This window comes from Aurantimonas sp. A3-2-R12, from assembly GCF_036016755.1.
Classification (GTDB): Bacteria; Pseudomonadota; Alphaproteobacteria; order Rhizobiales; family Rhizobiaceae; genus Aurantimonas; species Aurantimonas coralicida_A.
Genome location: NZ_JAYXIH010000044.1, coordinates 12,531 through 34,214, shown reverse-complemented (window position 1 = coordinate 34,214; position 21,684 = coordinate 12,531). Strand labels below are relative to the sequence as shown.

The following is a 21,684-nucleotide window of genomic DNA, read 5'->3' as shown; positions in this document are numbered from 1 at the left end:
GCCCACTGCTGCGCAGCTTGGAACAAGCTCGTCGATCAGCCCTGGAAAATCACGTCCATCGGAATGCGAGAGTGGGCGCATGGGTCTTGATCAGCGCCCGTTGGTATGATCTCGACCATCGACCGGCCGGGCGTCGAAATCCTCAAGGTTTCGATATGTTGGCGCATGGCGGACTCCCTGCATTTCACGCGTCCGTTGGATCGCACCGGCCACCTCGACCCTACAACCCTTCGTCGCGCGTCCTAACTTCTTTCCCCGGCAACAGGGAAACGGCAATGACACAAGCGCGCGTGACGATCGATCCGACAGTTTTCGACCCGGACGTGACGGACCCGGAGATCATCGAGCTAAATGACAGAATCATCGCCGAACAGAAGATCCTGCCCAGTCCCTGGTCCATGCCGGTCGAGCGGGTTCGGGAGCTGCGCAAGGAAGGGCGCGGCGTGTTCCCACCTGCTCCGAAGGACAAGGCCGCCGAGACGATCGTCCATATCGGCAGCGCCGGACGCGAGATCGCGGTTCGGGTGCTCAGGCCCACGGACGGAGCCACACGCGGCACCTTTCTGCACATCCACGGCGGCGGCTGGGTTTTCGGCGGGTCCGAGGAATCCGACCCGCGGCTGCGGCGGCTCGCCGACAACACCGGGCTCACCGTTGCCTCGGTCGAATACCGTCTGGCGCCGGAAGACCCTTTCCCGGCCGCTCTGCATGACTGCGCCGATATCGCGCTGGCGCTGGCGAACGGCCATCTGGCCGATCTGCCGCGCGGCTTCCTGGCGATCGGCGGCGAGTCGGCCGGCGCGCATCTCGCCGTTCTGACGCTGCTCCGGTTGCGCGACGAATACGGCGTGACACCGTTCAAGGCGGCCAATCTCGTCGCCGGCTGCTACGATCTATCGCTGACGCCGAGCGTGCGCAATTTCGGCGACGAGCGCCTCGTCCTCAATACCGACGATGTGAAGGAATTCGTCCTGCGCTTCGTGCCGGAAAGCTACTCCCTCAAGGACCCGACCGTCTCGCCGCTCTACGCCGATCTGAAAGGCTTGCCGCCCGCTCTGTTCAGTTGCGGAACACGCGATCTCCTCATCGACGACACGCTGTTCATGGCGGCGCGCTGGATTTCCAGCGGCATCGAGGCAGAACTGGCGCTGACCAATGGCGGGGCGCACGTCTTCCAGGCCTTTCCGACCAAGGCGACAGAGCGCTCGCTCGACGAGATGGAAGACTTTCTCAAGCGGCGGATGGAGTTTCCGGTTTTCGACATCCCGACGTGATCAAAAGGGCGATCAGGTCCGATCCGGTTCGGCCTCACCGTCTGCCTTGTCCTTACCGGAGCCCAGATCGCGCTCCAGTTCGCGGACGATGTCGGCAAAGCCGCGGAAGACTTGCCGCATCGTCTTGATCGCCTGATCGGCCGCGTCCACGTCGTCGACAGCGCTTTTCCCGCCTTCGAGCGCCGCGACCCGCGCTTCGAGATCGGCGATCCGGCTGGCATCGGCCCGCTGGCCCTCGCTCGAGCCCTTGCAGACCAAGGCATCGCCCTCGATCCGGCAGAGATCGACCGCTCCAGTCTGTGTATCGAGCCGGGCGATGCCGCCCTCGACCGGCTGCATCTGATAGCGGCCGCCGCTGCTGTCGAGGATCGACTGGGCGGATGCCGGCACGGTGGCCACCATGCCGGCCGCGAGGAGGACTGAGACGAGTCGGGACATCATCGCTGGCTCCATCAATGCGACCCTGCCGCCCTTGAGAGACGCGGCAGGCAATCGAAAGCGTAGACCTACCGCGTGACCGTCTCAAGGCAGCGGGTGATTGACCTGGCGCCGCCGCTCTGGCACCGGTTTGTCATGGATCAGCCCATCTACAAGATCGCGCCCCGACCGCTCTGGGAAGCCGCCAAGGCGAAAGGCCAGTTCGACGGCGCGCCCATCGACGAAGCGGACGGCTTCATTCATTTCTCCACCGGCGGGCAGGTCCGCGAGACCGCCGCCCGGCATTTCGCCGGTCAGAGCGATCTGGTGCTGATCGCGGTCAACCCGGACAAACTGGGCGACGCGCTGCGCTTTGAGAAATCGCGCGGCGGCGCACTGTTCCCGCATCTTTACGGCCCGCTTCCCCTCGACGCGGTGGTCTGGGTCGAGGATCTGCCGCTGGGAATCGACGGCGGCCACCAGTTTCCCGGCTCGGTCAGATGAATCGGCTCTACCGGCTGGCTCGTCCGGCCCTGTTTCGCCTCGATCCCGAGCGCGCCCATGCCCTGTCGATCGCGGCCTTGAAGCGCGGGCTGATGCCGAGGGTCAACACGCCGGTCGACAACCGGCTACGGACCGTCGTCGCCGGCATCGCCTTTCCCAATCCGCTCGGTCTTGCCGCGGGCTACGATAAGAACGCCGAGGTTCCGGACGCGGCGCTGCGGCTCGGCTTCGGCTTCGTCGAGGTCGGCACGGTGACGCCGCAGCCGCAGGAGGGCAACCCGAAGCCCCGCATCTTCCGCCTCGAAAAGGCGCATGCGGTCATCAACCGGCTCGGCTTCAACAATGACGGCCACGCCGAGGCGTTCGAGCGCTTGGAAGCGCGCATTCGCAAGGCCGGGATCGTCGGCGTCAACATCGGCGCCAACAAGGATTCCAAGGATCGGGTCGCCGACTATGTGGAAGGCGTCAACCGCTTCGAGGCCGTGGCGAGCTATCTGACGGTCAACATCTCCTCGCCGAACACGCCGGGGCTGCGCGCCTTCCAGACCGGCTCGGACCTCGACGGTCTGCTCAAGGCGGTGGTGGCGGCCCGCGACGGCTACGCCGCGCTCTCGGGCGGCCCGGCCAAGCCGCTCTTCCTCAAGCTCGCCCCGGATCTGGCCTCCGATCAGATCGACGAGATCGTCACCGCCGTGCGCAAGCGGCGAATCGACGGACTGATCGTGTCGAATACGACGCTGTCGCGGGCCGGCGTTGCGGGCCAGCCGCACGCGCTCGAAGCCGGCGGCCTGTCGGGCCGGCCGCTGATGGACCGCTCGACCTATGTGCTGGCGCAATTTCGGCAGGCGCTCGGGCCGAGTTTTCCGCTGATCGGCGTCGGCGGCGTCGAAAATGCCCGCACGGCGCTGCGCAAGATCGAGGCGGGCGCCAATCTCGTGCAGCTCTATACGGGGCTCGTCTATGAAGGGCCGGACCTTCCGGTGCGTATCCTGAAGGAGATGGTCCGCTATCTCGACCGGACCGGCCTGGATCATATCTCGCAACTGCGTGGCAGCCGGACCGACGAGATCCTGGCCGAGCCACCGCCCTCGGACTGAGCCGGTTCAGATCCCGGCCGTGCCGAAGGTTTCGGCCCGGCGGCGCGGCAGCAGTGCCATGAGGCTGATGCCGCGAAAGCCGAGGAAGACCAGCAGCGCCGCCCACAGCCCGTCATTGCCGAAGACCGGCGATAGCGCATAGGCGCCGACGGCGAAGATGACGAAGGATGCGATCATCATGTCGCGCATCGTCCGCGACCAGGTCGCCCCGATGAAGATGCCGTCCATGATGAAGGCGAGCGCGCCGGCCAAGGGTGTCAGCGCCGCCCAGACCAGATACTCGCCGGCCGCGTCCCGCACCGCCGGGTCCGTCGTCAGGAAGGCGATCAGCGCCTCGCCCGACACGAGGAAAAGCGCCGACAGCGCCAGCGAGAGCCCGAGCCCCCAGACGAGCGTCAGCTTGACGGCCCGGTCGAAGGCCGGGCGGAATCGCGCCCCGACCGACCGTCCGACGAGCTGTTCGGACGCCGTCGCCATGCCGTCGAGAAAATAGCCGCCAACGAGGAAGAAGTTCATCAAGATGCCGTTGGCGGCCAGCGTCAGCGCGCCGGTGCGGGCGCCGAGGCGGGTAAACAGCACGAAGGCACCGAGCAGGCAGAAGGTGCGAATCATGATGTCCCGATTGACCGCGATCATCCGCGTGATGCCCCGCCGGTCGAAGATTCGGGCCGACGACGGCCGCTCGGCGCGATCGAAACCGCGCACAACCACCAGGAAGCCGACGCCCGCCCCCACCGCCTCGCCGCAGACCGTCCCGACCGCAACGCCGGCGATGCCGTATTCCATGACCAGGCCGAACAGGATCGACAGGGCGATATTGGTGCCGTTGACGACGATCTGCAGCGCAAGTCCGAGGCCGCCGCGCCCCCGGCCGAGCACTTGGCCGAGGATGGCGTAATTCACCAGCGCGAAGGGCGCCGAGAACATCCGCAGGAAGACGTAGAGCCGGATGGTTTCGGCGACGCCGGGTCCCGGCGCGATCGCCAGCAGCCCGAGCGATGTCACCAGCGATTCGGCGAGGATCAGCAAAAGGCCGATGCCGAGCGCGAGAACCATGGCGCGCCAGAATACCGCCTGCGCCTCGCGACCGTCCGCCTCGCCCATCGCCTGCGCGGTCAGTCCGGTCGTGCCCGAGCGCAGGAAGTTGCAGGTGGCGAAGGCGAAATCGAAGATCAACGCGCCGACCACGAGCCCCCCCAGCGACGTCGCGTCACCGATGCGCCCGACAACGGCGGTGTCGGTCAGGCCGATCAGCGGCGTGGTCAGGAACGCCAGCGTCATCGGCAACGTGATCGCCCAGACCTCTCGATGGCTGACCGTGAAAGGCCGCGAACGCCCCGGCCCCGCTACTGGGCCGGACTCCGCCGCACTCTCGATCTGATCGTCACCGTCACGTCGCATCGACGGGAATTGGCATTCCGCTCGAGGCCGGGCAAGCGAAACCTTGTCGCGGTGCCCAAAGCCCGCAACGCCCTATCTTGCCAGATCATGCCGGTTCCGATGATCCACCATCCCGCCTTTGACGCCAAATTCGACGCCCATCATCGCTTCCCGATGTCGAAATTCACGCGGCTGGCCCAGATTCTCGTCGAGGACGGTGTCGTCGCGCCGGATGGCTTCCACATTCCGGCCCCGGCGCTACCCGGCTGGCTGCGGCTCGCCCATGATCCGCTCTATGTCGATCAGGTGCTGTTTACCGCCGTGCCGCCGGCGATCGAGAAGGCGATCGGCTTCAAGGTGGACGAGCGGGTCGCGATGCGCTCGCGCTGCGCCACCGGCGGTACGGTGCTCGCCGCCAAGCTGGCCCTGGTCGAGGGCCTTGCCTGCAATACCGCCGGCGGCAGTCATCATTCCCACCGCTCCGGCGGCGCGGGTTTCTCCGTGTTCAACGACGTCGCCGTCGCCGCCTCGGTGCTGCTGGCCGATGGCGACGTCGACCAGGTGCTGGTCGTCGATTGCGACGTGCATCAGGGCGACGGCACGGCGCGGATCTTCGCCGAGGAGCCTCGCGTCTTCACGCTGTCGATCCACGCGGCGAAGAACTATCCGACCGACAAGGCGAAGTCGGACCTCGACGTGCCGCTCGCCGACGGCACCGGCGACGCCGCCTATCTCGAAGCACTCGGGGCGGCGCTGGCCGAGGCGACGCGGCAGTCCCAGCCGGAGATCGTGTTCTACAATGCCGGCGTCGACCCGCACGCGGAGGACCGGCTTGGGCGTCTGGCGCTATCGGATTCGGGGATTGCCGAGCGCGACCGCACGGTTATCGGCTTTTTCCGCGACCGGGACATTCCGGTCGCCTGCGTCGTCGGGGGCGGCTATTCGCGCGACATCGAGGCGCTCGCCCGCCGCCACACCATCCTGCACCGGGTGGCGCGGGAATTCGAATGACGCGTCAGCGCCGTCCGATCGTGAGCAGGCGCGATAGGATGAAGATCGGCACCACGATCGCGGCGCCGAGGATGAAATAGTCGATCGCCCGCTCCAGCGAGCCGAAGACGCTACCCCACAGCCATTGGAACAGATCGACGACCCAGTCGACGACGTTCGCCGGGCTCCAGGACAGCCAGGAGAGGATGACGCCGACGACGATCGACAGGAGCACGAGCTTGACGATGACGCCCAGCGGCGAGCCGCCGAGGAAACTGTTCACCCGTTCCGACATGATTGGTCTCTCCAGTCCTCGTTCGTCCCGTCGCAGGTAGGCCGAGCATCGCAATGACGCAAGGTCGAGCGGCAATGCGGAAACCGAAGGTCAAACTCCGCCCGCGTTACCTCGCCGGCCCGTCCGGCAGCATCGCCTGCAACGTCTCCAGCCGGTCCGCCTCGAAGGCCGGCTTGTCCCATCGCAGCCGCGAAACGCGCGGAAACCGCATCGCGACGCCGGATTTGTGCCGGCTCGACCGGGCCAGCCCCTCGAACGCCACCTCGATGACCAGGCCGTGGTCCGGCTCAGCCCGCACCGAGCGCACCGGCCCGAAGCGCTCGACCGTGTTGTCGCGGACATATTTGTCGAGTTGCTTCAGCTCCGCGTCGGTGAAGCCGAAATAGGCCTTTCCCACCGAAACCAACTCTGGCGCGGCGATCGGCCCGGCCCACACGCCGAACGTGTAGTCGGAATAAAAGCTCGAGCGTTTGCCGTGGCCGCGCTGCGCGTACATCAACACGGCATCGACCAGATGGGGGTCCTGCTTCCATTTGAACCACGGCCCCTTCGGCCGGCCCGGCACATAGGTCGAATCCCAGCGCTTCAGCATCAGCCCCTCGATCACCGGATGCGGCGGCGCGGCGCGCAGGCGCTCCAGATCCGCGAAGCGTTCGAACGGAACGAAGGGTGAGAGGTCAAAGCGCGACGGCTCCAGCCGCGCGAGAAAGAGCTCCAGCCGTTCGCGGCGCTCGGCGAAGGCAAGGCCGCGCAGATCGGTCGCGCCATCATGGAGGAGATCGTAGGCGCGAAGAAACACCGGATAGAGCTTCAACACGGCGGCCGAGACGGTTTTGCGGTTCAGCCGCTGCTGCAGGTCGGAGAAGGTGCCGACGACGATGTCGTCTTGCGTTGGACCTTCATGCTCCGCGACTTCGGGCGGCCCCGACCGGGCCTCCTTCGGCGTCGCCACCAGCAATTCGCCGTCGAGCGAACCCTCATAGGTCATGAAGTCGAGAAGATCGGGAAACGCACCGGAGATATCGTCGCCGGTGCGCGAATAGAGTCGCCGCGTGCCCCGTTCGGCCGTCGCCTGCACGCGGATGCCGTCCCACTTCCACTCGGCCGCGTAGCTATGAGGGTCGATGCGCTCGTAGTCCGGCTCCGCCAGCGCCTGCGACAGCATCACCGGGCGGAACGGCGCCGCGGCGGCCGAGACCGGCTTTTCCGCCCGCCCTTCCAGCCAGGCGAACAGCGGCTCATAGGGCGGCTCCAGCCCGTGCCAGAGTTCCTCGATCTCGGCGATGGCCTTGCCGCCGAAATCGGCCAGCGCCTGCTTGGCGAGGCGCGAGGACACCCCGACCCGCAGCCCGCCGGTGACGAGCTTGAGCAAGGCGTAGCGGCCGGAGGAATCCAGCCGGTCGAGCCAAGCTTCGACCAGCGCCGGGCCATCTTTCCGCGCGGCGCTGTCCAGCGTCGCGACCACGTCCGCCAACGTCGGCGGCGGAGCCGCCGCGCGCGCCTTTCCGTCATCGGGCGACGGCCAGACCAAGGCGATAGTTTCGGCGAGATCGCCGACATAGTCGTAGGAATAGCCGAACAGCACCGAATCCATGCGGCTCGCCATCAGCGCCCTCAGCATCGCCGGCTTGACGCTTTTGATGTCGAGATCGCCGGTGATCGCGGCCAGCGCATAGCCGCGCTCGGGGTCGGACTCGGCGCCGAAGAAATCCGTCATCAGCTTGAGCTTGCCGTTCCGCGACGGCGTCAGCACCAGACGGTCGAGAAGTTCGGCGAAACGCTGCATGGTATTCCGGCTTGGAGGATTCGGAATGGCGATAGATAGGGCGCCGGATCGCCCGCTTCAGGGGCGGATGTCACCGCCTGCGTCTCTCCTAAACGGCGCTGGCCGGCAGCGGCCGTGCCCCGCGCATGCCGCGCAGCCGCAAATGATGACGGGCGGTGAACACCGCGTCGGCGTCCATGCCGGGCTCGCGGATCAACCATTCCAGATAGTCGTCCGGCACCTTGGCGACCTCGACGCCCTTGTGCCGACCGAAACGCAGCCGCGCCAACAGTGCCGGTTCGTTGGAGACCCGCTCGGCCCGCTCGAGAAAATCGGCGAGATCGGCGCAGCGCGGCATCAGTGCCGCGGCGATCTGGCGCAACAGCACCGCGGTGCAGACGGCGTCGTAGAGCGCCCGATGCGGGTGCAGGCCCTCCAGCAGCGGCGCGACCGGCGACAGATCGAGCGGCACGTATTTGATCAGGCTTTGGAGGCCGTGCGCCTTCACATGCGGGAACGCCCGCAGCGCCAGTTTGTGCGTGCACAGCCAGCGGCCGGCGAGGCGCAGGCGCGGCTGGTCGAAGCTGGCGCGCTGGGCGGCGAAATAGGACGCGCCGGCGAACGGCTTCACCGCTTCGGCGAAGGGCGGCGCCCCCTCCAGCATCTGATCGGTGATCTGATGGACACGGCGGGCATGCGGGTTGATCACCACGCCGGCCGGGTCGCAGAAACTCTGCATCGGGTTGCCGATATCGCCGGTCGAAAGATCGAGATCGACCGAGCCGATCTCGATCACCGCGTCCTCCTCCAGCCGCTGGCCCGCCGTTTCCGTGTCGATCACCCGGACGAGGGGAACGAGTGGATCGGCGAACAACGAGGGCGTCGACGGGACGGGCGGAAACAGGTCGGACATGGGCCGACAAAATCGCCCGCTCCGGGACAGGACGCAAGTCGGTGCGGCGCTTCGCCACCGCCCGCGCCGCTCATCGTGACAGTGCGACCCACCTCGCATAGAGATCGGACGTCCTTTGCGTCGCTCGGCCCGATCTGCTACCCGTCGCCCGATCTTACGTTAACGTCAATCATCCGCGAGATGCGCTCATGGCCCTTCCTCCCATTCTCGACGGCCGATTGCGGATTCCGGTGATCGCGGCGCCGCTGTTCATCATTTCGCACCCGCCGCTGGTGATCGCCCAGGCCAAGGCGGGCGTCGTCGGCTCGTTTCCGGCGCTCAACGCCCGGCCGGCGGAGCAGCTCGACGAATGGCTCTGCGAGATCGAGGAAGCCTTGGCCGCCCACGATCGCGATCATCCCGAGCGGCCGGCCGCACCCTTCGCGGTCAACCAGATCGTCCACAAGTCCAATACAAGGCTGGAGCACGATCTGGCGGTCTGCGTGAAGCACAAGGTGCCGATCGTCATCACCTCGCTCGGTGCGCGTCCCGAACTCAACGACGCCGTCCATTCCTATGGCGGCATCGTTCTCCACGACATCATCAACGACCGTTTTGCCCGCAAGGCGATCGAAAAGGGCGCCGACGGGCTGATCGCCGTCGCGGCCGGCGCAGGCGGCCATGCCGGCACGCTGTCGCCTTTCGCGCTGGTCCAGGAAATCCGCGAATGGTTCGACGGGCCGCTGTTCCTGTCCGGCGCCATCGCCAACGGCCGGGCGGTGCTGGCGGCCGAGGCGATGGGCGCCGACGGCGCCTATGTCGGCTCGGCCTTCATCGCCACCGACGAGGCGCGCGCGGCCGAGGACTACAAGAACGGCATCGTGAAGGGCCGCGCCGACGATATCGTCTACACCAACCTCTTCACCGGCGTTCACGGCAATTATCTGCGCGCCTCGATCGAAGCCTCGGGCCTCGATGCCGACAATCTGCCGGAGAGCGACGCGACGCTGATGGATTTCGGCGGCGGCAGCGCCAAGCCAAAAGCCTGGAAGGAAATCTGGGGCTCGGGCCAGGGCATCGGCGCGGTGCGGTCCGTCGGCCCGGCCGGCGCGCTGGTCGACCGGCTGGCCGATGAATACGCGGCGGCCAAGCGCCAGATCTGCGACTGAGACACGGCGCTCCGGCCGCGTTCGTTACCATCCCAAGGTCCCGGAAAAGCATCCGCCGGCAACCATTGGCGCATTGCAGCTTGAACCCGGCCCCGTTTGCGGGTATCAGGGCGCCGTCCGTGGGTGATCCGCCCGCCGGCCAAGGCCGCTTTAGCTCAGTTGGTAGAGCACATCATTCGTAATGATGGGGTCAGGTGTTCGAGTCACCTAAGCGGCACCAAAATCCTTTTGTTCAAAACATTAAAATTATCCCGTGCATCTGGCTTTGCTCTATCTGAACGGCGGGGTTCTCGCTGAGTTTGCCCTGACTTAAAAACCGCAGGCGCTGAACTTCGGCTCTGGACTAACACTCTCGTAGAAAATCGCTATCCTGGCGACGTGCCCCGTGGCATTGCGTATTGTATGCGCTGTATTGCCGTCGAAGTTCCGAAGCAAATGAGGGCCGTAGGGGTAGGATGAAAGCGATTTGAGCCGTTACGACGCTATTCTTGATGACATTGAGGCCGTCGCCCTCAGCGAAAAGGTCCCAATTTCTCTCATCGAATGGGTGGTGACAAAAAAGGCCCACAGCGAAACCCTTGCGCTGTCGGCGCCTCTCTCATGCAACGGAGTGCAGGTGAGCGGCGCGCGGTTAGAAATGCACGGCCCTCGCGCAGTGCCCATGAACCGGCCATTTTATGGTCTCGTTGCCCTCCTGTTTGCAACTGTGCAGGGTGTTACATATCATCTGGGACGCATCGAATTTGATCCGGAGAACCCGCTCAAGCCCCATCGGAACCGTATGGGTCCTCACAAGGCACCTCCGATCGTGCAAGGAGCACAGATCCATCGTTTCGCGTCAAACCGATACCTTGGCGTCGATGCCTTCAAACCAGAGGGAGAATTACCTATCGCTTTCCCGCTTACTCAGGAATTTGTTACCTTCGATGATGTACTGAAGATAGTTCGCAACGAGTTCGTCATTCCGGATTTATGGGTAGAGGAGCCAGGATGGTCGCGAACACTGGTTTAAACCGCACCCTATCCATGCAAGCCTTGCTGGATGAAATTACCAAAGAGCTTATGCTCACGGGCGTCGATCAAGGCGAGGGCCTCGTTGCGCTCCCCCAGACATATCCTGGGGGCTCGTCTGTTGTCGTGCGGGTCCGCGGTAGCGATGACGAGTTTGTGGTCACTGATCAGGGTAATGGCTACCTGGAAGCCGAACACCTTGGCGGCACTACAATTTTTGCCCGCTTAGCCCCTCAGATCGCGCAATTCCACGGTGTAGAATACGACGGAAGTTGTTTTTTTGCTATGCGAGTCAATCGAGAATGGCTGGCAAACGCGATCTTATTCATAGCGACAGCAAGTCGAAAAGCAGTGGAACAAACAGCGCAACGTTTGGGCGAGGAGAGAGACCACGATCTAAAACAGGTTTTCCAAACTGCGATGCGAGAGTTCTATGGGGTTAGAGCAGTTTTTGACTATGAGATGAGAGGTCGCTCGCTCAAGCAATGGCACTTCGATGCCGCCATCCTCACAGATCAAACGCCGAGCTTAATTGAGCTTGTTTCCCCTAGTCATATCTCAATAAATTCCACAATCGTCAAGTTTGGTGATATAGCCCGCTTAGACGATCCAATACGCCGAACAGTAATGCTTACAAATCCGGGCAAGACAACATCTCCGGATCGTGCGCTCTTAAGCGATTCAGCCAATATCGTTGTGGCATTTTCAACGAATTTCGATACGCTTGCAAAGGCTGCGTAAAGTTAATTTATTCTGACCATCTTATTTTTTTACAGTTCTTTTCCCGCCCTCGGCGGCCACAAACTGCGGTGTAAATTCAGTAGCAGCCGTTGCAATGCCGACGTTTTGTTCTCCTCCGTACTGCAGATTAGCGAACCTAAAAAGGCTATAATATCGGCACCCCGACCCCCCGCCATCCATGCTAGACAGCCGCATGACACCACCCAACCATGATTTCGACTGCCAGGCCTGCGGAGCCTGTTGCTCCTTTTCGTCGGCATGGCCGCGGTTTTCGACCGAGGCCGACGCCGATCTCAACAAGATTCCCGAAAAGTTCGTCGCGGCCGATCTCAGCGGCATGCGCTGCGACAACTGATGGCGCGGCAGATGATCAGCGCCACTGGACGGTCGTCATGCGCGAGATCGAGCGCCGGACCCGCTACCGGCACCAGCCGGACACGGCGACGCGCATGATGTAGGGCGACTCCTTCGGCGCCTGATCTGAAACGATATTCCCAAATCTGTTTCAGTTTTCCGACAGGCTCTTTGGGGGTCGCGCAAGCCGAGCGGTCTTGCAATGAAATCCTTGCGTCCGTTGTTTTTCAGTTATTTTGCGCCATCTAAGGAGCACGGCCTCGAGAGTTCAGTCGGGTCCGGCTTCAGAAAAATCAAACCTACCGTCCGACTCCGGCAAAACCGGCAGCGTCGTTATCCTGTCGATGGCTCGGTTCGCGCGGACTCGCACGGCAGGATATCCCGGAGAAACCCACAATGACCGACGTGATGAAATACCCGTACCTGTCGAGGAGAAGCCAGCAGTTGGATATTTCCGAGACTGATCGGGCGGTCGCCCGTAGCCCGTACGACGTATTCATGGCTGACCGGTTCGACAATTGGGCGGATAGCGGTGAGAAATTTTACTTCGTCGAAGGAGAGCGGCACATTGTGGATGGAATTGCGATGCCGCCTCGCGACGATTTCGCCCGGCACCGGATCAGTTAGCGGCGCGCCGCCATTTCTCAGGCTGGCTTTGCCGGTCAATGCCCGGGACCCAGTGTCAAGGCGAAATACCGTCTGAGCCTCCGCGACGAAGAAGAAACCGAAGGAAGAAATACCATGGACATCGAAATCCGCACCGACAGCAATATCGACGGCGATGCCGACATGGTGGAGAAGGCCAAGGGCGAGGTGGAGAAATCACTCGGCCGTTTCGACGCTCATGTGACCAGCATCCATATTCATTTCAGCGACGCGAGCGCCGGAAAGGAAGGCCTGGAAGACATCCAGTGCATGATCGAGGCGCGCATGGAAGGCCGGAAACCCGAGGCCGTCACCGAAAAGGCGAGCACGACCGATAAGGCTCTCGGCAGCGCGATCGGCAAGATGCGGCGGCTGCTTGATTCCGAAATCGGCAAGATGCGTGACGCCAGGTGATTCCAGCGTGCCATTGAGAAGACCGGTTCATCGCGGCGCCCCCGCCATCCATGCTAGACAGCCGCGATGATCCCACCGCCCTTCGACTGCCAGGCCTGCGGGGCCTGTTGCTCCTTTTCGCCGACATGGCCGCGGTTTTCGACCGAGGCCGACGCCGATCTCGACAAGATTCCCGAAAAATTCGTCGCCGCCGATCTCAGCGGCATGCGCTGCGATGGCGCCCGCTGCTCCGCCCTTGTCGGCCGCGTCGGCATTGCCACCTCCTGCGCGGTCTATGCGGTGCGGCCCGATGTCTGCCGCGCCTGCGTTCCGGGCGGAGACGACTGCCTGATGGCGCGCCGCGCTTTCGGGCTGGATGATACCGTCGTCGCGCCGCAAGGCGATGCCGTCTGCGAGGCGTAGAGAAGAGCGCGGCAACGGGGATGCTTTTGGCCGCCGACATCCGGCGCGGCCGCTATGGCTCGCGGTAGCTCTTCGCATTCAATTCCAGACGGTATTGGCCGGGATACTTGCTGAACAGGAGCGCGCCGCGACGTTCGGAATGGCCGGGAATGTAGTCGAGTGTGACCTCGCTGGTCTCCACCGTCTCCTCGCCGTCCATCAGGCTGCCTTCGACCGTCACCTCCGCCGCGGTGGCGTCACCGCCATTGAAGGCGCGAAAGCCGATGCGAAACCCGTTCGCCATCGTCTCGGTGCGTCCGGCCGCCACCGCCAGCCGCGGGGTTCGGCCAGTCGAGCTGAACGCCTCGAACAGGATGAACCCGATCATGGCCAGCACGACCACGGTGGAAATTCCGCCGACGATCCACTCGATCGGATGCGGCTTGCGGGCCTGGTTCTCGTCCTCCCCGCTCTGTTCGTCCCCGTCGTCCTGCTGATCCCGTTCCATCGACGTCGTCCTTACAAGATCAAGCGCGCGGCGGCGGCGCCGATCGCGGCGGGGAAGCCGAGCACGACCACGGCCCGCAGGATTTCCGTATAGGCCATTCCGTCGGTTCGTCCGAAGGTCCACAGCACATAGAGGCTGATCAGCGCCGCGAGCACATAGCCGACCAGGGTGAAGCGCAGAAAGGCGCTCCACCAGGGCGTACCGGGCGGCAGCGATTCTTCGCCGTGGAACTCCACGGCATAAACAAACCCCTGCATCAACACGATCGACAGCACGATGAGCGCGACGGCATGCCACTCGGTCATCTTGTAGGAAATGAGAACCATCTCCTCGGTCGGCGCGACATTGAGGCCGAGGAACAGCGCGCCGATGCTCATCAGAAACAATTCGCTGGCATAGTTCACCTCCTCCGGACCGTCGGACGGCTCCATCTTGCGGCCGCCGAGCTGGCTACGCCCGAGGATGGCGCCGATGCTCGCCGGAACCGCTTGAACCGCGATCTTCCCGACGATCTCGTCGAGCGGCATGTCGAAGCGGAGCAGGCCGAAGGTCACCAGCACGACGGCGCTCGCCAAGATGCCGATCCCATAGGCGATCGCCGCGTCGCGCAGATCGTCTTTCCAGTCGAAGGTTTTCTGAAAGCCGGCGTGGGAGGACAACAGCGCCAGAACGGGGATCGTCAGGATCAACAGCAGCGCCAGGCGGAACCGGTCGATATAAAAGCCGATCCACCACATCTCCATGGTCATGATCATGGGAAGCGAAAAAATCAGCGCGCCGCCGAAAGCGCGCCCCAGCCCGACCGCGATACGTCGGCGTTCCCAGCGCTGCTCTTCCCTCGGCCAGTTGGGAGACGGCGGACCCTCCCCGTCCTGCATCGCCCGTCTCCTTGCAATCGCCAGCGTCAATGCTCAGCAGCTCAACGCCGCGTAACAACCGTCCCGGCATCCAGCATTCTATCCTTGACCTCGGCGCGCCTTCATCGCCAGCGCCCTGCTTACCACGCGATTACTCGCGCGCAACGCACCCTGTTCGCTGTCGCTAAGACCGGACATCGCTCCGCGCCGCCGTTCGGACTGCGTTCGGCGCCCCTGGCAGCGGCCGAGCCTGCCGCCGCACTCCCACCTTGCCCCGACCGAAGCGGGGCGGCTCGCGGCCGAACAGCTCCGCCGAAAACGGCTCCGGGGTCCACAGCGCCTTGCGCAAGGCTTCCGCCTCGTGCCGCTCGGCATCGATACGGTTCCAGCGCGGCTGTTCGCTCATCCGGACGGGTTGCGGCGGATTCAGCCGGGCGAACTCGCGGTTCGCCTCCGCCCAATGCTCGTGTTCACGGCCGCTGGGGCGACCCGCCCGTTCCCAAATTTCGTAGGCAAGCCTGCGGATCGCATCAGCGTTATCCACCTTCACCATCGCCTCGTCTCCCCGATGTCGGTTGGATTAAATATTTAGGGCAGCGTGAGCCCGCCGTAAGGACACAAGACTTAATAAAATCTTAAGCCGGGCAACGGCTCGGGCAGGTTCGCTAGCGTACCAACGAAAATCGACTCAGCCGCATACCCGCATCATCGCGCGCCACCCGACGTCCGGTCAATGGGCGTTGAAGCGCCAATGCCGCGGTCAACCCGCTATGGGAGAAACCAAAAGAGCAGCAGCCACGATGATCGACCACACGGCGATGGTCGCCCACAGCATGGCCATTTCGGCGCTTCTGTAACTCATACGCTTTGACCTTCGTGCGCCGCGCCCACCGGCGCGGGCTGACTGCCGCATCTTCGCCTTATTTAGGGCAAGGACAGGTCATGTCGAAGGCCGAACTCGGTGGGCGGTTAATGATCACTCCGCGGCCGCCCGCGCACGGATCGCCTCCAACGCCGCCGGAACGGCATCGATCCGGTCGACCAGCTCATCGGCGCCCAGATCTTCGGGGGCGATCGCCGTATAGCCGCCGCGTACCGCGATGACGGTCATTTTCGCCGCCACGGCCGCCTCGACGTCGTTCTCGCTGTCGCCGACGAAGACCACATCGGCGACGCCGAGACCGAGCCGCTCGCAGGCCAGAAGCAACAGGCCGGGCGCAGGCTTCTTGTCGGGGCCGGCGTCACCGCCGACGACAACGTCCAGAAGCTCGAGCAGACCGAAATGGGCGAGAATCTCACGCGTCGCCGCCTCCGGCTTGTTGGTGACGACGCCGATCGGCACGCCGGCCTCCTTGAAGACTCGCGTCGCCTCGCTGGCGCCGGCGGTCAGCGTCGTCAGTTCGGTCGCGCGCGGCTCGTAGATCGCCAGAAACCGCTCCACAGCCTTGTCGCGGCTCGCCGGGTCGATGTCCTTGCCGAGCGCCGCATAGGCCCGTTCGATCAGCTTCGGCACGCCGCCGCCGATCATCCGCGTCACCGCTTCCAGGGTGAACGGCGGCTCGCCATAGCTGGCCAGCGTCTGGTTGAGCGAGGCATGAATGTCGGGCGCCGAATCGACGAGCGTCCCGTCGAGATCGAACAAGACCGCTTTCGGCCATGCCATACCGGCCATCAGGCGGCATCCTTCCATTTGATCGAACAGCCGATCGATGGCACCTGTTCTGTGGGACCCTCGCCGGTCTCGGCGACCTGCTTCATGGCATTGAAGAGATCGCGCCCGGTGTCGTCCGGCGTCGCCTGTTTGCGCGACGCGTCGATGCGGCCGCGATATTGCAGGCCGAGATCACCGTTGAAGCCGAAGAAATCCGGCGTGCAGACGGCCCCATAGGTCCGCGCGATGCTCTGGTCCTCGTCATGGAGATAGGGGAACGGGAAGCCGTGCTCCTCGGCGAAGCGCTTCATGTTCTCGAAGGAATCCTCAGGATAGGCGGAGGCGTCGTTCGACGAGATGGCGACCGTGCCGATGCCGAGTTCCGCGAGTTCCTTGGCGTCGCGCACCAGCCGGTCGATCACCGCTTTCACATAGGGGCAGTGATTGCAGATGAAGGCAACCAGGAGGCCGTTCGCGCCCTTGTGGTCGAAGATCCGGTGGGTATTGCCGTCGACGCCGGGCAGTTCCGCGTCCACCGCCTTCCAGCCGAAATCGCAGATCGGGGGTTGTGCCGCCATGGTGAGACTCCTCCTCGCTCAAGTACTGTCCTTCGATTAAGGGCAAGCGGCCCGAAAATCGAGCGGGGCGGCGANCGCAGATCGGGGGTTGTGCCGCCATGGTGAGACTCCTCCTCGCTCAAGTACTGTCCTTCGATTAAGGGCAAGCGGCCCGAAAATCGAGCGGGGCGGCGACTAGTGGTCCGATTTCGACATTTGCATCCCGCTTGGAGCACCCTGGCAAGCAAATGTCGAAATCAAAGGACCACTAGCAACTTTATGACTCTCGTGGATTTTTCAAATTTGACATTTGATTTCGAGTCCGCCGCACGTGGGTATCAAATGTCAAATTTAATCCACTAGCTTCTCAAATCGCCGACAGCCCGCCGTCCACGGGCAGCACCGCCCCCGTCATGAAGCCGTTGGCCGGATCGGCGGCGAACAGCACGGCAGTGACCACCTCCTCGACCTCGGCGAGCCGGCGCATCGGGATGCCGCGCACGATGCGCTTTTCCTCCTCGGAATCGGCGCCGTGGCCGTCGCCGAGCACCATCGCGGTGCGAGCGAAGGACGGGCAGACGGCGTTGACCCTGATACCGCGGCGCGCGGTCTCTGCGGCAGCCGAGCGGGTCAGCCCGATGACGCCATGCTTGGCGGCGGCATAGACCGACAATAGCGGCGCCCCCTTCAGCCCGGCGACCGAGGCGACATTGACGATGGCGCCGCCTCGGCCCTCGCGTTCGAAGCGCGCTTCCATCGCCGCCAGCTGGTGCTTCATGGCGAAGAAGACGCCCATCAGGTCGATCGCGATCACCCGCTCCGCCTCGGCGGCGTCAATGGTCGAGAGGCGTTTGTAGGCGTGGACGATGCCGGCATTGTTGATGGCGATGTCGAGGCCGCCGAAGCGTTCGATCGCGGTTTCGACCAGCGCTTGCGCCGTCGCCTCGCGCGAGACGTCGCCGGCAAGCGTCACGATCTCGGTATCCGGAATATCCTTGGCGGCGGCCGCCAGCGCCGCGTCGTCGAGATCGGTGAGGAGGAGCTTTGCCCCTTCGGCGGCGAACCCCTTGGCAATGGAGCGGCCGAAACCGCCGGCCGCGCCGGAAACGAGCACGTTCAGTCCGTCGAAGCGGCGCATCCGGTCAGCCCTCCTTGCCGATGAGCTCGACGGCGAGGCTTGCGATCACCGGGACGCTGCGGCCGTAGGACTTGGCCTTCTCGGGATTGGAGGCGTTGCCTTGCGTGTAGCGCTTGAAGACGCCTTGCAGGATTGCCGCCAGACGGAAGAACGAGAAGGCGAGATAGAACGGCCAGTTGTCGATGCCCTTGAGGCCGCGCCGCTCGCAATAATGTGCGACATATTGCGCTTCGGTCGGGATGCCTAGCGACGGCCGATCGGCGTCGCCGAGCCCCTTGAACGAACCGACATGCGGCAACCGCCACTGCATGCACTGATAGGCCAGATCGGCAAGTGGATGGCCGAGGGTCGAGAGCTCCCAGTCGAGGATCGCCAGGATCTCCGGCTTGTCCTTGCGGAACATGATGTTGTCGAGCCGGTAGTCGCCATGCACGAGGCTGGCCGCGCCGTCGTCCTCCGGCAGGTTCTCCTCCAGCCAGGCGGCCAGGGTTTCCATGTCTTCGATCTCATCGGTCTTGGACTGGCGATACTGTTCCGACCACCGCGACAATTGCCGGCCGAAATAATTGCCAGGCCGGCCGAATTCCGCCAGCCCCACCGCCTCGACATCGACCGAATGCAGCGCGGCGAGGGCCGCGTTCATCGCGTCGTAGATGGCGCCGCGCTCCTCGTCGCTGTCGATTTCGGGAAGCATCGGGTCCCAGAAGATGCGCCCGTCGAGATGCTCCATGACGAAGAAGGTGCGGCCGAGCGGTGAGTCCGCCTCGTTTGCCAGATGCAGCATCTTCGGAACCGGCACGTCGGTGCCGGCGAGCGCCTTCATCACCTTGAATTCCCGGTCCACCTGATGAGCGGATTTCAGGAGTTCCCCGGGCGGTTTGGCGCGCAGAACATAGGTGCCGCTCGCCGCGTCGAGACGAAAGGTCGGGTTCGACTGGCCCGCCTGGAACTTAACCATCTGCTTGAGGCCTTCAAAGCCCTCGATATGATCCTCGAGATAGCTGCCGAGCGCCGCTTCGTCGATGGTCTGGTCGTCCGTATCCTCGCTCATGACCCGCCGCTCATAGGACTTCAAACAAGCCGGCGGCGCCCATGCCGCCGCCGACGCACATGGTCACCACCACCCAGCGAACGCCCCGGCGCTTGCCTTCGATCAGCGCATGGCCGGTCATCCGGGCGCCGGACATGCCATAGGGATGGCCGATCGATATCGCGCCGCCATCGACATTGAGGATGTCGTTCGGGATGCCGAGCGTGTCGCGGCAGTAGAGCGCCTGGCTGGCGAACGCCTCGTTCAACTCCCAAAGGCCGATATCGCCGATTTTGAGGCCATTCTTCTCCAGGAGCTTCGGCACGGCGAAAATCGGTCCGATGCCCATCTCGTCCGGGTCGCAGCCGGCGACCGCGATCCCCGCATAGCGCCCGAGCGGCTGAAGCCCGCGCCGCTCGGCGTCCCTCGCCTCCATCAGCACTGCGGCCGAAGCGCCGTCGGACAGCTGCGAGGCATTGCCGGCGGTGATGAAGCGTCCTTCCTTGACCTCCTGTCCGTCCTTGAAGACCGGTTGCAGCTTTTCGAGATCGGCCAGCGTCGTCTGCGGGCGGTTGCCCTCGTCGCGGTCGAGCGTCACCTCCCGGTCCGAGATGTCGCCGGTTTGCTTGTCCTTGACCTTCATCGTCGCGGCCATCGGCACGATCTCGTCGTCGAAGCGCCCGGCGGCCTGCGCCTCGGCCGTTCGCTGCTGCGACTGCAAGGCAAATTCGTCCTGGGCCTCGCGGGAAATCCCGTAGCGGTCCGCGACGATCTCCGCTGTCTCCAGCATCGACATGTAGAGGTCCGGCCGGTGTTCCCGCAGCCAGGGATCAGCCCTGCGAAACAGGTTCATCTTGTCGTTCTGGACCAGCGAGACCGATTCCAGCCCGCCGCCGACGGCGACCGTCATGTTGTCGAGAACGATCTGCTTCGCTGCAACGGCGATCCCCATCAGGCCGGACGCGCACTGCCGATCCAGCGACATGCCGGCGACGCTTGTGGGCAGTCCGGCGCGGAGCGCGCATTGGCGCGCTATGTTGGTGCCGGTCGAACCCTGCTGGAGGGCCGCCCCCATGACCACGTCCTCGATCTCGGCCGGATCGACGCCAGCCCGCTCGACAGCATGGCGGATCGCGTGACCGCCGAGCGCCTGCGCCTGGGTGTCGTTGAAGGCACCGCGATAGGCCTTGCCGATCGGCGTGCGCGCCGTCGAGACGATGACCGCTTCTCTCATGTCGAGGCTGCCCTTTCTTTTCAACTGTCGTTTGGTTGCGGACTGAAATCAGCTTGCCGGCGGCTCCAGCACGGCAAGCGTGATCCAGTGGGCTGTCAGCGCCGGTTTCGTCGCGCCCTCGATCTCGACCGTCGCGTCCCAGACGGTCTGCAGGCTCACGGCGCGCTCGGTCAGCCCGATCATCTTGAACCGGCCGCGCACGCGCTGTCCGGCCTTGACCGGATTGAGAAAGCGGACGCGCTCGAAGCCGTAATTGATGCCCATCTTGGTGGTCTCGACGCCCGGCAGCGCATCATAGGCGAGCGGCGACAACAGCGACAGCGTCAAGAAGCCGTGGGCGATCGTCCCGCCAAACGGCGTCTCGGCTTTGGCACGCTCCGGATCGACGTGGATGAACTGATGATCGTGGGTCGCCGTCGCGAAAGTATCGATCTTCGCCTGATCGACGGTCACCCAGTCGGAGACGAACGCGTGGCCGTCCAGATGCGCGCGATAGACGTCGAGCGGCACGAGGCGCGCCCTGAGCGCCGCTTCGGTTGCGGCGACGGAATCCAGTCCCATCAGCCCTCCTGGAACAATTCGTGTCCGGTTTCGACCCCGATGCCGCCATCGAGCGGCAGGATCGCGCCCGTGGTATATGCACCGCCGCGGCCGCAAAGAAACAGCGCGGCCCCCGCAATATCGTCCGGCGAGCCGATCCGGCCCATGGGTACGCCGCGCCCCACCGCCGCGGCCTTTTCGTCGCTGCCGGTGGCGAACGCCGTCATCTTCGACTGGAAAGGCCCGGGCGCAAGGGCATTGACGGTGATATGACGGCCCGACAACTCCTTGGCGAGGCAGCGGGTCAGATGATGCACCGCCGCCTTCGAGGCCGCGTAGGAATAGACGTTCTCGCTGAGCGGCGCCGCGCCCATCACCGAGCCGAGATTGACGATTCGCGCCGGATCGTCGGCGCTTGCGGATTTCTCCAGCAACGGCAGAAGCTGCTGGGTCACGGTGAACAGGCCCGCGACATTGACGCCGAGCACCTTCTGCCAGGCGTCGTAGGGAAATTGCTCCAGGGGTGAGCCCCAGGAGACGCCGGCATTGTTGAACAAAATCTCCAGCCGGTCGGTACGCTCCCGGACCGCGGCGGCAAGCGCCTTGACGCCCGCCTCGCTCGACAAGTCGCCGGCAAAACCCTCGACCGTGCCCGGATGCCCCTCCGCGTTGATCTCGGCGGCGGTCGCCTCGCAGGCCTCGGCCTTGCGCGAGGCGATCAGGACCCGCGCCCCGGCGCCGGCCAGCGCCGTCGCGATCATCCGCCCGATGCCGGTCGCGCCGCCCGTAACCAGCGCGGTCTTGCCGTTCAACGCGAACAGGCGGTCCAGAATCGACATC

At 64.5% G+C, this 21,684-nt stretch carries 26 protein-coding genes and 1 tRNA gene; 12 read left to right on the top strand and 15 right to left on the bottom strand.

Annotated elements, in window-relative coordinates:
• Nucleotides 1-275 precede the first annotated feature (275 nt).
• Nucleotides 276-1,274: an alpha/beta hydrolase gene (locus tag VSX60_RS18425; RefSeq protein ID WP_327625725.1), complete on the top strand. Its 999-nt coding sequence runs from the start codon at nucleotides 276-278 to the stop codon at nucleotides 1,272-1,274.
• 12 nt (nucleotides 1,275-1,286) lie between these two features.
• Here the strand turns inward: VSX60_RS18425 and VSX60_RS18420 are convergent, their stop codons facing one another.
• Nucleotides 1,287-1,712 (bottom strand): hypothetical protein, encoded by a 426-nt coding sequence (locus VSX60_RS18420; RefSeq protein WP_327625724.1) that lies wholly within the window; start codon nucleotides 1,710-1,712, stop codon nucleotides 1,287-1,289.
• Nucleotides 1,713-1,847: 135 nt separating this feature from the next.
• Here VSX60_RS18420 and VSX60_RS18415 point away from each other — a divergent pair, with 135 nt between their 5' ends.
• Nucleotides 1,848-2,195 (top strand): DUF952 domain-containing protein, encoded by a 348-nt coding sequence (locus VSX60_RS18415; protein WP_327625723.1) that lies wholly within the window; start codon nucleotides 1,848-1,850, stop codon nucleotides 2,193-2,195.
• A complete protein-coding gene (locus tag VSX60_RS18410; protein WP_327625722.1) occupies nucleotides 2,192-3,292 on the top strand; it encodes a quinone-dependent dihydroorotate dehydrogenase in 1,101 nt (366 codons plus the stop codon). Before VSX60_RS18415 ends, VSX60_RS18410 begins: the two co-directional genes overlap by 4 nt.
• A gap of 6 nt (nucleotides 3,293-3,298) precedes the next feature.
• Here the strand turns inward: VSX60_RS18410 and VSX60_RS18405 are convergent, their stop codons facing one another.
• A complete protein-coding gene (locus VSX60_RS18405) occupies nucleotides 3,299-4,573 on the bottom strand; it encodes an MATE family efflux transporter (RefSeq protein ID WP_327625721.1) in 1,275 nt (424 codons plus the stop codon).
• A 207-nt stretch (nucleotides 4,574-4,780) separates the two neighbouring features.
• Here VSX60_RS18405 and VSX60_RS18400 point away from each other — a divergent pair, with 207 nt between their 5' ends.
• Nucleotides 4,781-5,683 (top strand): histone deacetylase family protein, encoded by a 903-nt coding sequence (locus VSX60_RS18400; RefSeq protein WP_327625727.1) that lies wholly within the window; start codon nucleotides 4,781-4,783, stop codon nucleotides 5,681-5,683.
• 4 nt (nucleotides 5,684-5,687) lie between these two features.
• Here the strand turns inward: VSX60_RS18400 and VSX60_RS18395 are convergent, their stop codons facing one another.
• The 3 genes from VSX60_RS18395 to VSX60_RS18385 all read right to left on the bottom strand — a co-directional run bounded on the left by VSX60_RS18395 (nucleotide 5,688) and on the right by VSX60_RS18385 (nucleotide 8,635).
• Nucleotides 5,688-5,957 carry a DUF6460 domain-containing protein gene (locus VSX60_RS18395; RefSeq protein ID WP_327625719.1) on the bottom strand — a complete coding sequence of 90 codons (270 nt, stop codon included), beginning with the start codon at nucleotides 5,955-5,957 and terminating at the stop codon, nucleotides 5,688-5,690.
• Between the two features lie 106 nt (nucleotides 5,958-6,063).
• On the bottom strand, nucleotides 6,064-7,743 hold the full coding sequence (locus VSX60_RS18390) for a cisplatin damage response ATP-dependent DNA ligase (RefSeq protein WP_327625718.1): 1,680 nt from the start codon (nucleotides 7,741-7,743) through the stop codon (nucleotides 6,064-6,066).
• Nucleotides 7,744-7,831: 88 nt separating this feature from the next.
• Entirely contained in the window at nucleotides 7,832-8,635 is an 804-nt protein-coding gene (locus VSX60_RS18385; protein WP_327625717.1) for an exonuclease domain-containing protein, read from the bottom strand.
• A 188-nt stretch (nucleotides 8,636-8,823) separates the two neighbouring features.
• On the opposite strand from VSX60_RS18385, the gene VSX60_RS18380 reads away from it, so the two are divergent.
• The 8 genes from VSX60_RS18380 to VSX60_RS18345 all read left to right on the top strand — a co-directional run bounded on the left by VSX60_RS18380 (nucleotide 8,824) and on the right by VSX60_RS18345 (nucleotide 13,350).
• Entirely contained in the window at nucleotides 8,824-9,783 is a 960-nt protein-coding gene (locus tag VSX60_RS18380) for an NAD(P)H-dependent flavin oxidoreductase (RefSeq protein ID WP_327625716.1), read from the top strand.
• Nucleotides 9,784-9,927: 144 nt separating this feature from the next.
• A tRNA-Thr gene (locus VSX60_RS18375) sits at nucleotides 9,928-10,003 on the top strand.
• 246 nt (nucleotides 10,004-10,249) lie between these two features.
• Nucleotides 10,250-10,795, top strand: coding sequence for a hypothetical protein (locus tag VSX60_RS18370; protein WP_327625715.1), 546 nt, complete (start codon nucleotides 10,250-10,252; stop codon nucleotides 10,793-10,795).
• Nucleotides 10,774-11,535, top strand: a complete 762-nt coding sequence (locus tag VSX60_RS18365; RefSeq protein ID WP_327625714.1) for a hypothetical protein — start codon at nucleotides 10,774-10,776, stop codon at nucleotides 11,533-11,535. Before VSX60_RS18370 ends, VSX60_RS18365 begins: the two co-directional genes overlap by 22 nt.
• Before the next feature lie 193 nt (nucleotides 11,536-11,728).
• Nucleotides 11,729-11,890 (top strand): hypothetical protein, encoded by a 162-nt coding sequence (locus tag VSX60_RS18360; RefSeq protein ID WP_442873124.1) that lies wholly within the window; start codon nucleotides 11,729-11,731, stop codon nucleotides 11,888-11,890.
• A gap of 395 nt (nucleotides 11,891-12,285) precedes the next feature.
• Nucleotides 12,286-12,516: a hypothetical protein gene (locus tag VSX60_RS18355; RefSeq protein WP_327625713.1), complete on the top strand. Its 231-nt coding sequence runs from the start codon at nucleotides 12,286-12,288 to the stop codon at nucleotides 12,514-12,516.
• A gap of 114 nt (nucleotides 12,517-12,630) precedes the next feature.
• Entirely contained in the window at nucleotides 12,631-12,948 is a 318-nt protein-coding gene (locus VSX60_RS18350; protein WP_327625712.1) for a hypothetical protein, read from the top strand.
• A 66-nt stretch (nucleotides 12,949-13,014) separates the two neighbouring features.
• Nucleotides 13,015-13,350 (top strand): YkgJ family cysteine cluster protein, encoded by a 336-nt coding sequence (locus tag VSX60_RS18345; protein WP_327625711.1) that lies wholly within the window; start codon nucleotides 13,015-13,017, stop codon nucleotides 13,348-13,350.
• 52 nt (nucleotides 13,351-13,402) lie between these two features.
• Here VSX60_RS18345 and VSX60_RS18340 read toward each other — a convergent pair whose 3' ends face one another.
• From VSX60_RS18340 to VSX60_RS18295, 10 genes are all read right to left on the bottom strand, one after another.
• Nucleotides 13,403-13,837, bottom strand: a complete 435-nt coding sequence (locus VSX60_RS18340) for a TIGR02588 family protein (RefSeq protein ID WP_327625710.1) — start codon at nucleotides 13,835-13,837, stop codon at nucleotides 13,403-13,405.
• Nucleotides 13,838-13,848: 11 nt separating this feature from the next.
• Nucleotides 13,849-14,715, bottom strand: a complete 867-nt coding sequence (locus VSX60_RS18335; protein ID WP_327625709.1) for a TIGR02587 family membrane protein — start codon at nucleotides 14,713-14,715, stop codon at nucleotides 13,849-13,851.
• Between the two features lie 163 nt (nucleotides 14,716-14,878).
• Nucleotides 14,879-15,247: a DUF2934 domain-containing protein gene (locus VSX60_RS18330; RefSeq protein WP_327625708.1), complete on the bottom strand. Its 369-nt coding sequence runs from the start codon at nucleotides 15,245-15,247 to the stop codon at nucleotides 14,879-14,881.
• A 423-nt stretch (nucleotides 15,248-15,670) separates the two neighbouring features.
• Nucleotides 15,671-16,366: a phosphoglycolate phosphatase gene (gene gph, locus VSX60_RS18325; RefSeq protein ID WP_327625707.1), complete on the bottom strand. Its 696-nt coding sequence runs from the start codon at nucleotides 16,364-16,366 to the stop codon at nucleotides 15,671-15,673.
• A complete protein-coding gene (locus VSX60_RS18320) occupies nucleotides 16,366-16,923 on the bottom strand; it encodes a thioredoxin family protein (RefSeq protein WP_327625706.1) in 558 nt (185 codons plus the stop codon). Before VSX60_RS18320 ends, gph begins: the two co-directional genes overlap by 1 nt.
• Nucleotides 16,924-17,269: 346 nt before the next feature.
• Complete coding sequence (locus tag VSX60_RS18315; RefSeq protein WP_327625705.1) at nucleotides 17,270-18,040, bottom strand: SDR family NAD(P)-dependent oxidoreductase; 771 nt, start codon at nucleotides 18,038-18,040, stop codon at nucleotides 17,270-17,272.
• Between the two features lie 4 nt (nucleotides 18,041-18,044).
• Entirely contained in the window at nucleotides 18,045-19,091 is a 1,047-nt protein-coding gene (locus VSX60_RS18310; protein ID WP_327625704.1) for a phosphotransferase family protein, read from the bottom strand.
• 10 nt (nucleotides 19,092-19,101) lie between these two features.
• Entirely contained in the window at nucleotides 19,102-20,304 is a 1,203-nt protein-coding gene (locus tag VSX60_RS18305; protein WP_327625703.1) for an acetyl-CoA C-acyltransferase, read from the bottom strand.
• A 48-nt stretch (nucleotides 20,305-20,352) separates the two neighbouring features.
• Nucleotides 20,353-20,865, bottom strand: coding sequence for a MaoC family dehydratase (locus tag VSX60_RS18300; RefSeq protein ID WP_327625702.1), 513 nt, complete (start codon nucleotides 20,863-20,865; stop codon nucleotides 20,353-20,355).
• The gene (locus tag VSX60_RS18295; protein ID WP_327625726.1) at nucleotides 20,865-21,683 is read right to left on the bottom strand and encodes an SDR family oxidoreductase; all 819 of its coding nucleotides are present in this window, start codon (nucleotides 21,681-21,683) and stop codon (nucleotides 20,865-20,867) included. The genes VSX60_RS18300 and VSX60_RS18295 overlap by 1 nt, the downstream gene beginning before the upstream one ends.
• Nucleotide 21,684 lies beyond the last annotated feature (1 nt).

What these genes read in the sequence shown, in the direction of transcription:
- VSX60_RS18305 (WP_327625703.1), bottom strand. Translation starts at nt 20,304, where the DNA reads ATGAGAGAAGCGGTCATCGTCTCGACGGCGCGCACGCCGATCGGCAAG.
- VSX60_RS18400 (WP_327625727.1), top strand. Translation starts at nt 4,781, where the DNA reads ATGCCGGTTCCGATGATCCACCATCCCGCCTTTGACGCCAAATTCGAC.
- VSX60_RS18340 (WP_327625710.1), bottom strand. Translation starts at nt 13,837, where the DNA reads ATGGAACGGGATCAGCAGGACGACGGGGACGAACAGAGCGGGGAGGAC.
- VSX60_RS18395 (WP_327625719.1), bottom strand. Translation starts at nt 5,957, where the DNA reads ATGTCGGAACGGGTGAACAGTTTCCTCGGCGGCTCGCCGCTGGGCGTC.
- VSX60_RS18410 (WP_327625722.1), top strand. Translation starts at nt 2,192, where the DNA reads ATGAATCGGCTCTACCGGCTGGCTCGTCCGGCCCTGTTTCGCCTCGAT.
- VSX60_RS18295 (WP_327625726.1), bottom strand. Translation starts at nt 21,683, where the DNA reads ATGTCGATTCTGGACCGCCTGTTCGCGTTGAACGGCAAGACCGCGCTG.
- VSX60_RS18345 (WP_327625711.1), top strand. Translation starts at nt 13,015, where the DNA reads ATGATCCCACCGCCCTTCGACTGCCAGGCCTGCGGGGCCTGTTGCTCC.
- VSX60_RS18385 (WP_327625717.1), bottom strand. Translation starts at nt 8,635, where the DNA reads ATGTCCGACCTGTTTCCGCCCGTCCCGTCGACGCCCTCGTTGTTCGCC.
- VSX60_RS18360 (WP_442873124.1), top strand. Translation starts at nt 11,729, where the DNA reads ATGACACCACCCAACCATGATTTCGACTGCCAGGCCTGCGGAGCCTGT.
- VSX60_RS18300 (WP_327625702.1), bottom strand. Translation starts at nt 20,865, where the DNA reads ATGGGACTGGATTCCGTCGCCGCAACCGAAGCGGCGCTCAGGGCGCGC.
- VSX60_RS18355 (WP_327625713.1), top strand. Translation starts at nt 12,286, where the DNA reads ATGACCGACGTGATGAAATACCCGTACCTGTCGAGGAGAAGCCAGCAG.
- VSX60_RS18315 (WP_327625705.1), bottom strand. Translation starts at nt 18,040, where the DNA reads ATGCGCCGCTTCGACGGACTGAACGTGCTCGTTTCCGGCGCGGCCGGC.
- VSX60_RS18425 (WP_327625725.1), top strand. Translation starts at nt 276, where the DNA reads ATGACACAAGCGCGCGTGACGATCGATCCGACAGTTTTCGACCCGGAC.
- VSX60_RS18380 (WP_327625716.1), top strand. Translation starts at nt 8,824, where the DNA reads ATGGCCCTTCCTCCCATTCTCGACGGCCGATTGCGGATTCCGGTGATC.
- VSX60_RS18330 (WP_327625708.1), bottom strand. Translation starts at nt 15,247, where the DNA reads ATGGTGAAGGTGGATAACGCTGATGCGATCCGCAGGCTTGCCTACGAA.
- VSX60_RS18310 (WP_327625704.1), bottom strand. Translation starts at nt 19,091, where the DNA reads ATGAGCGAGGATACGGACGACCAGACCATCGACGAAGCGGCGCTCGGC.
- VSX60_RS18320 (WP_327625706.1), bottom strand. Translation starts at nt 16,923, where the DNA reads ATGGCGGCACAACCCCCGATCTGCGATTTCGGCTGGAAGGCGGTGGAC.
- VSX60_RS18420 (WP_327625724.1), bottom strand. Translation starts at nt 1,712, where the DNA reads ATGTCCCGACTCGTCTCAGTCCTCCTCGCGGCCGGCATGGTGGCCACC.
- VSX60_RS18405 (WP_327625721.1), bottom strand. Translation starts at nt 4,573, where the DNA reads ATGACGCTGGCGTTCCTGACCACGCCGCTGATCGGCCTGACCGACACC.
- gph (WP_327625707.1), bottom strand. Translation starts at nt 16,366, where the DNA reads ATGGCCGGTATGGCATGGCCGAAAGCGGTCTTGTTCGATCTCGACGGG.
- VSX60_RS18365 (WP_327625714.1), top strand. Translation starts at nt 10,774, where the DNA reads ATGGTCGCGAACACTGGTTTAAACCGCACCCTATCCATGCAAGCCTTG.
- VSX60_RS18390 (WP_327625718.1), bottom strand. Translation starts at nt 7,743, where the DNA reads ATGCAGCGTTTCGCCGAACTTCTCGACCGTCTGGTGCTGACGCCGTCG.
- VSX60_RS18415 (WP_327625723.1), top strand. Translation starts at nt 1,848, where the DNA reads ATGGATCAGCCCATCTACAAGATCGCGCCCCGACCGCTCTGGGAAGCC.
- VSX60_RS18335 (WP_327625709.1), bottom strand. Translation starts at nt 14,715, where the DNA reads ATGCAGGACGGGGAGGGTCCGCCGTCTCCCAACTGGCCGAGGGAAGAG.
- VSX60_RS18350 (WP_327625712.1), top strand. Translation starts at nt 12,631, where the DNA reads ATGGACATCGAAATCCGCACCGACAGCAATATCGACGGCGATGCCGAC.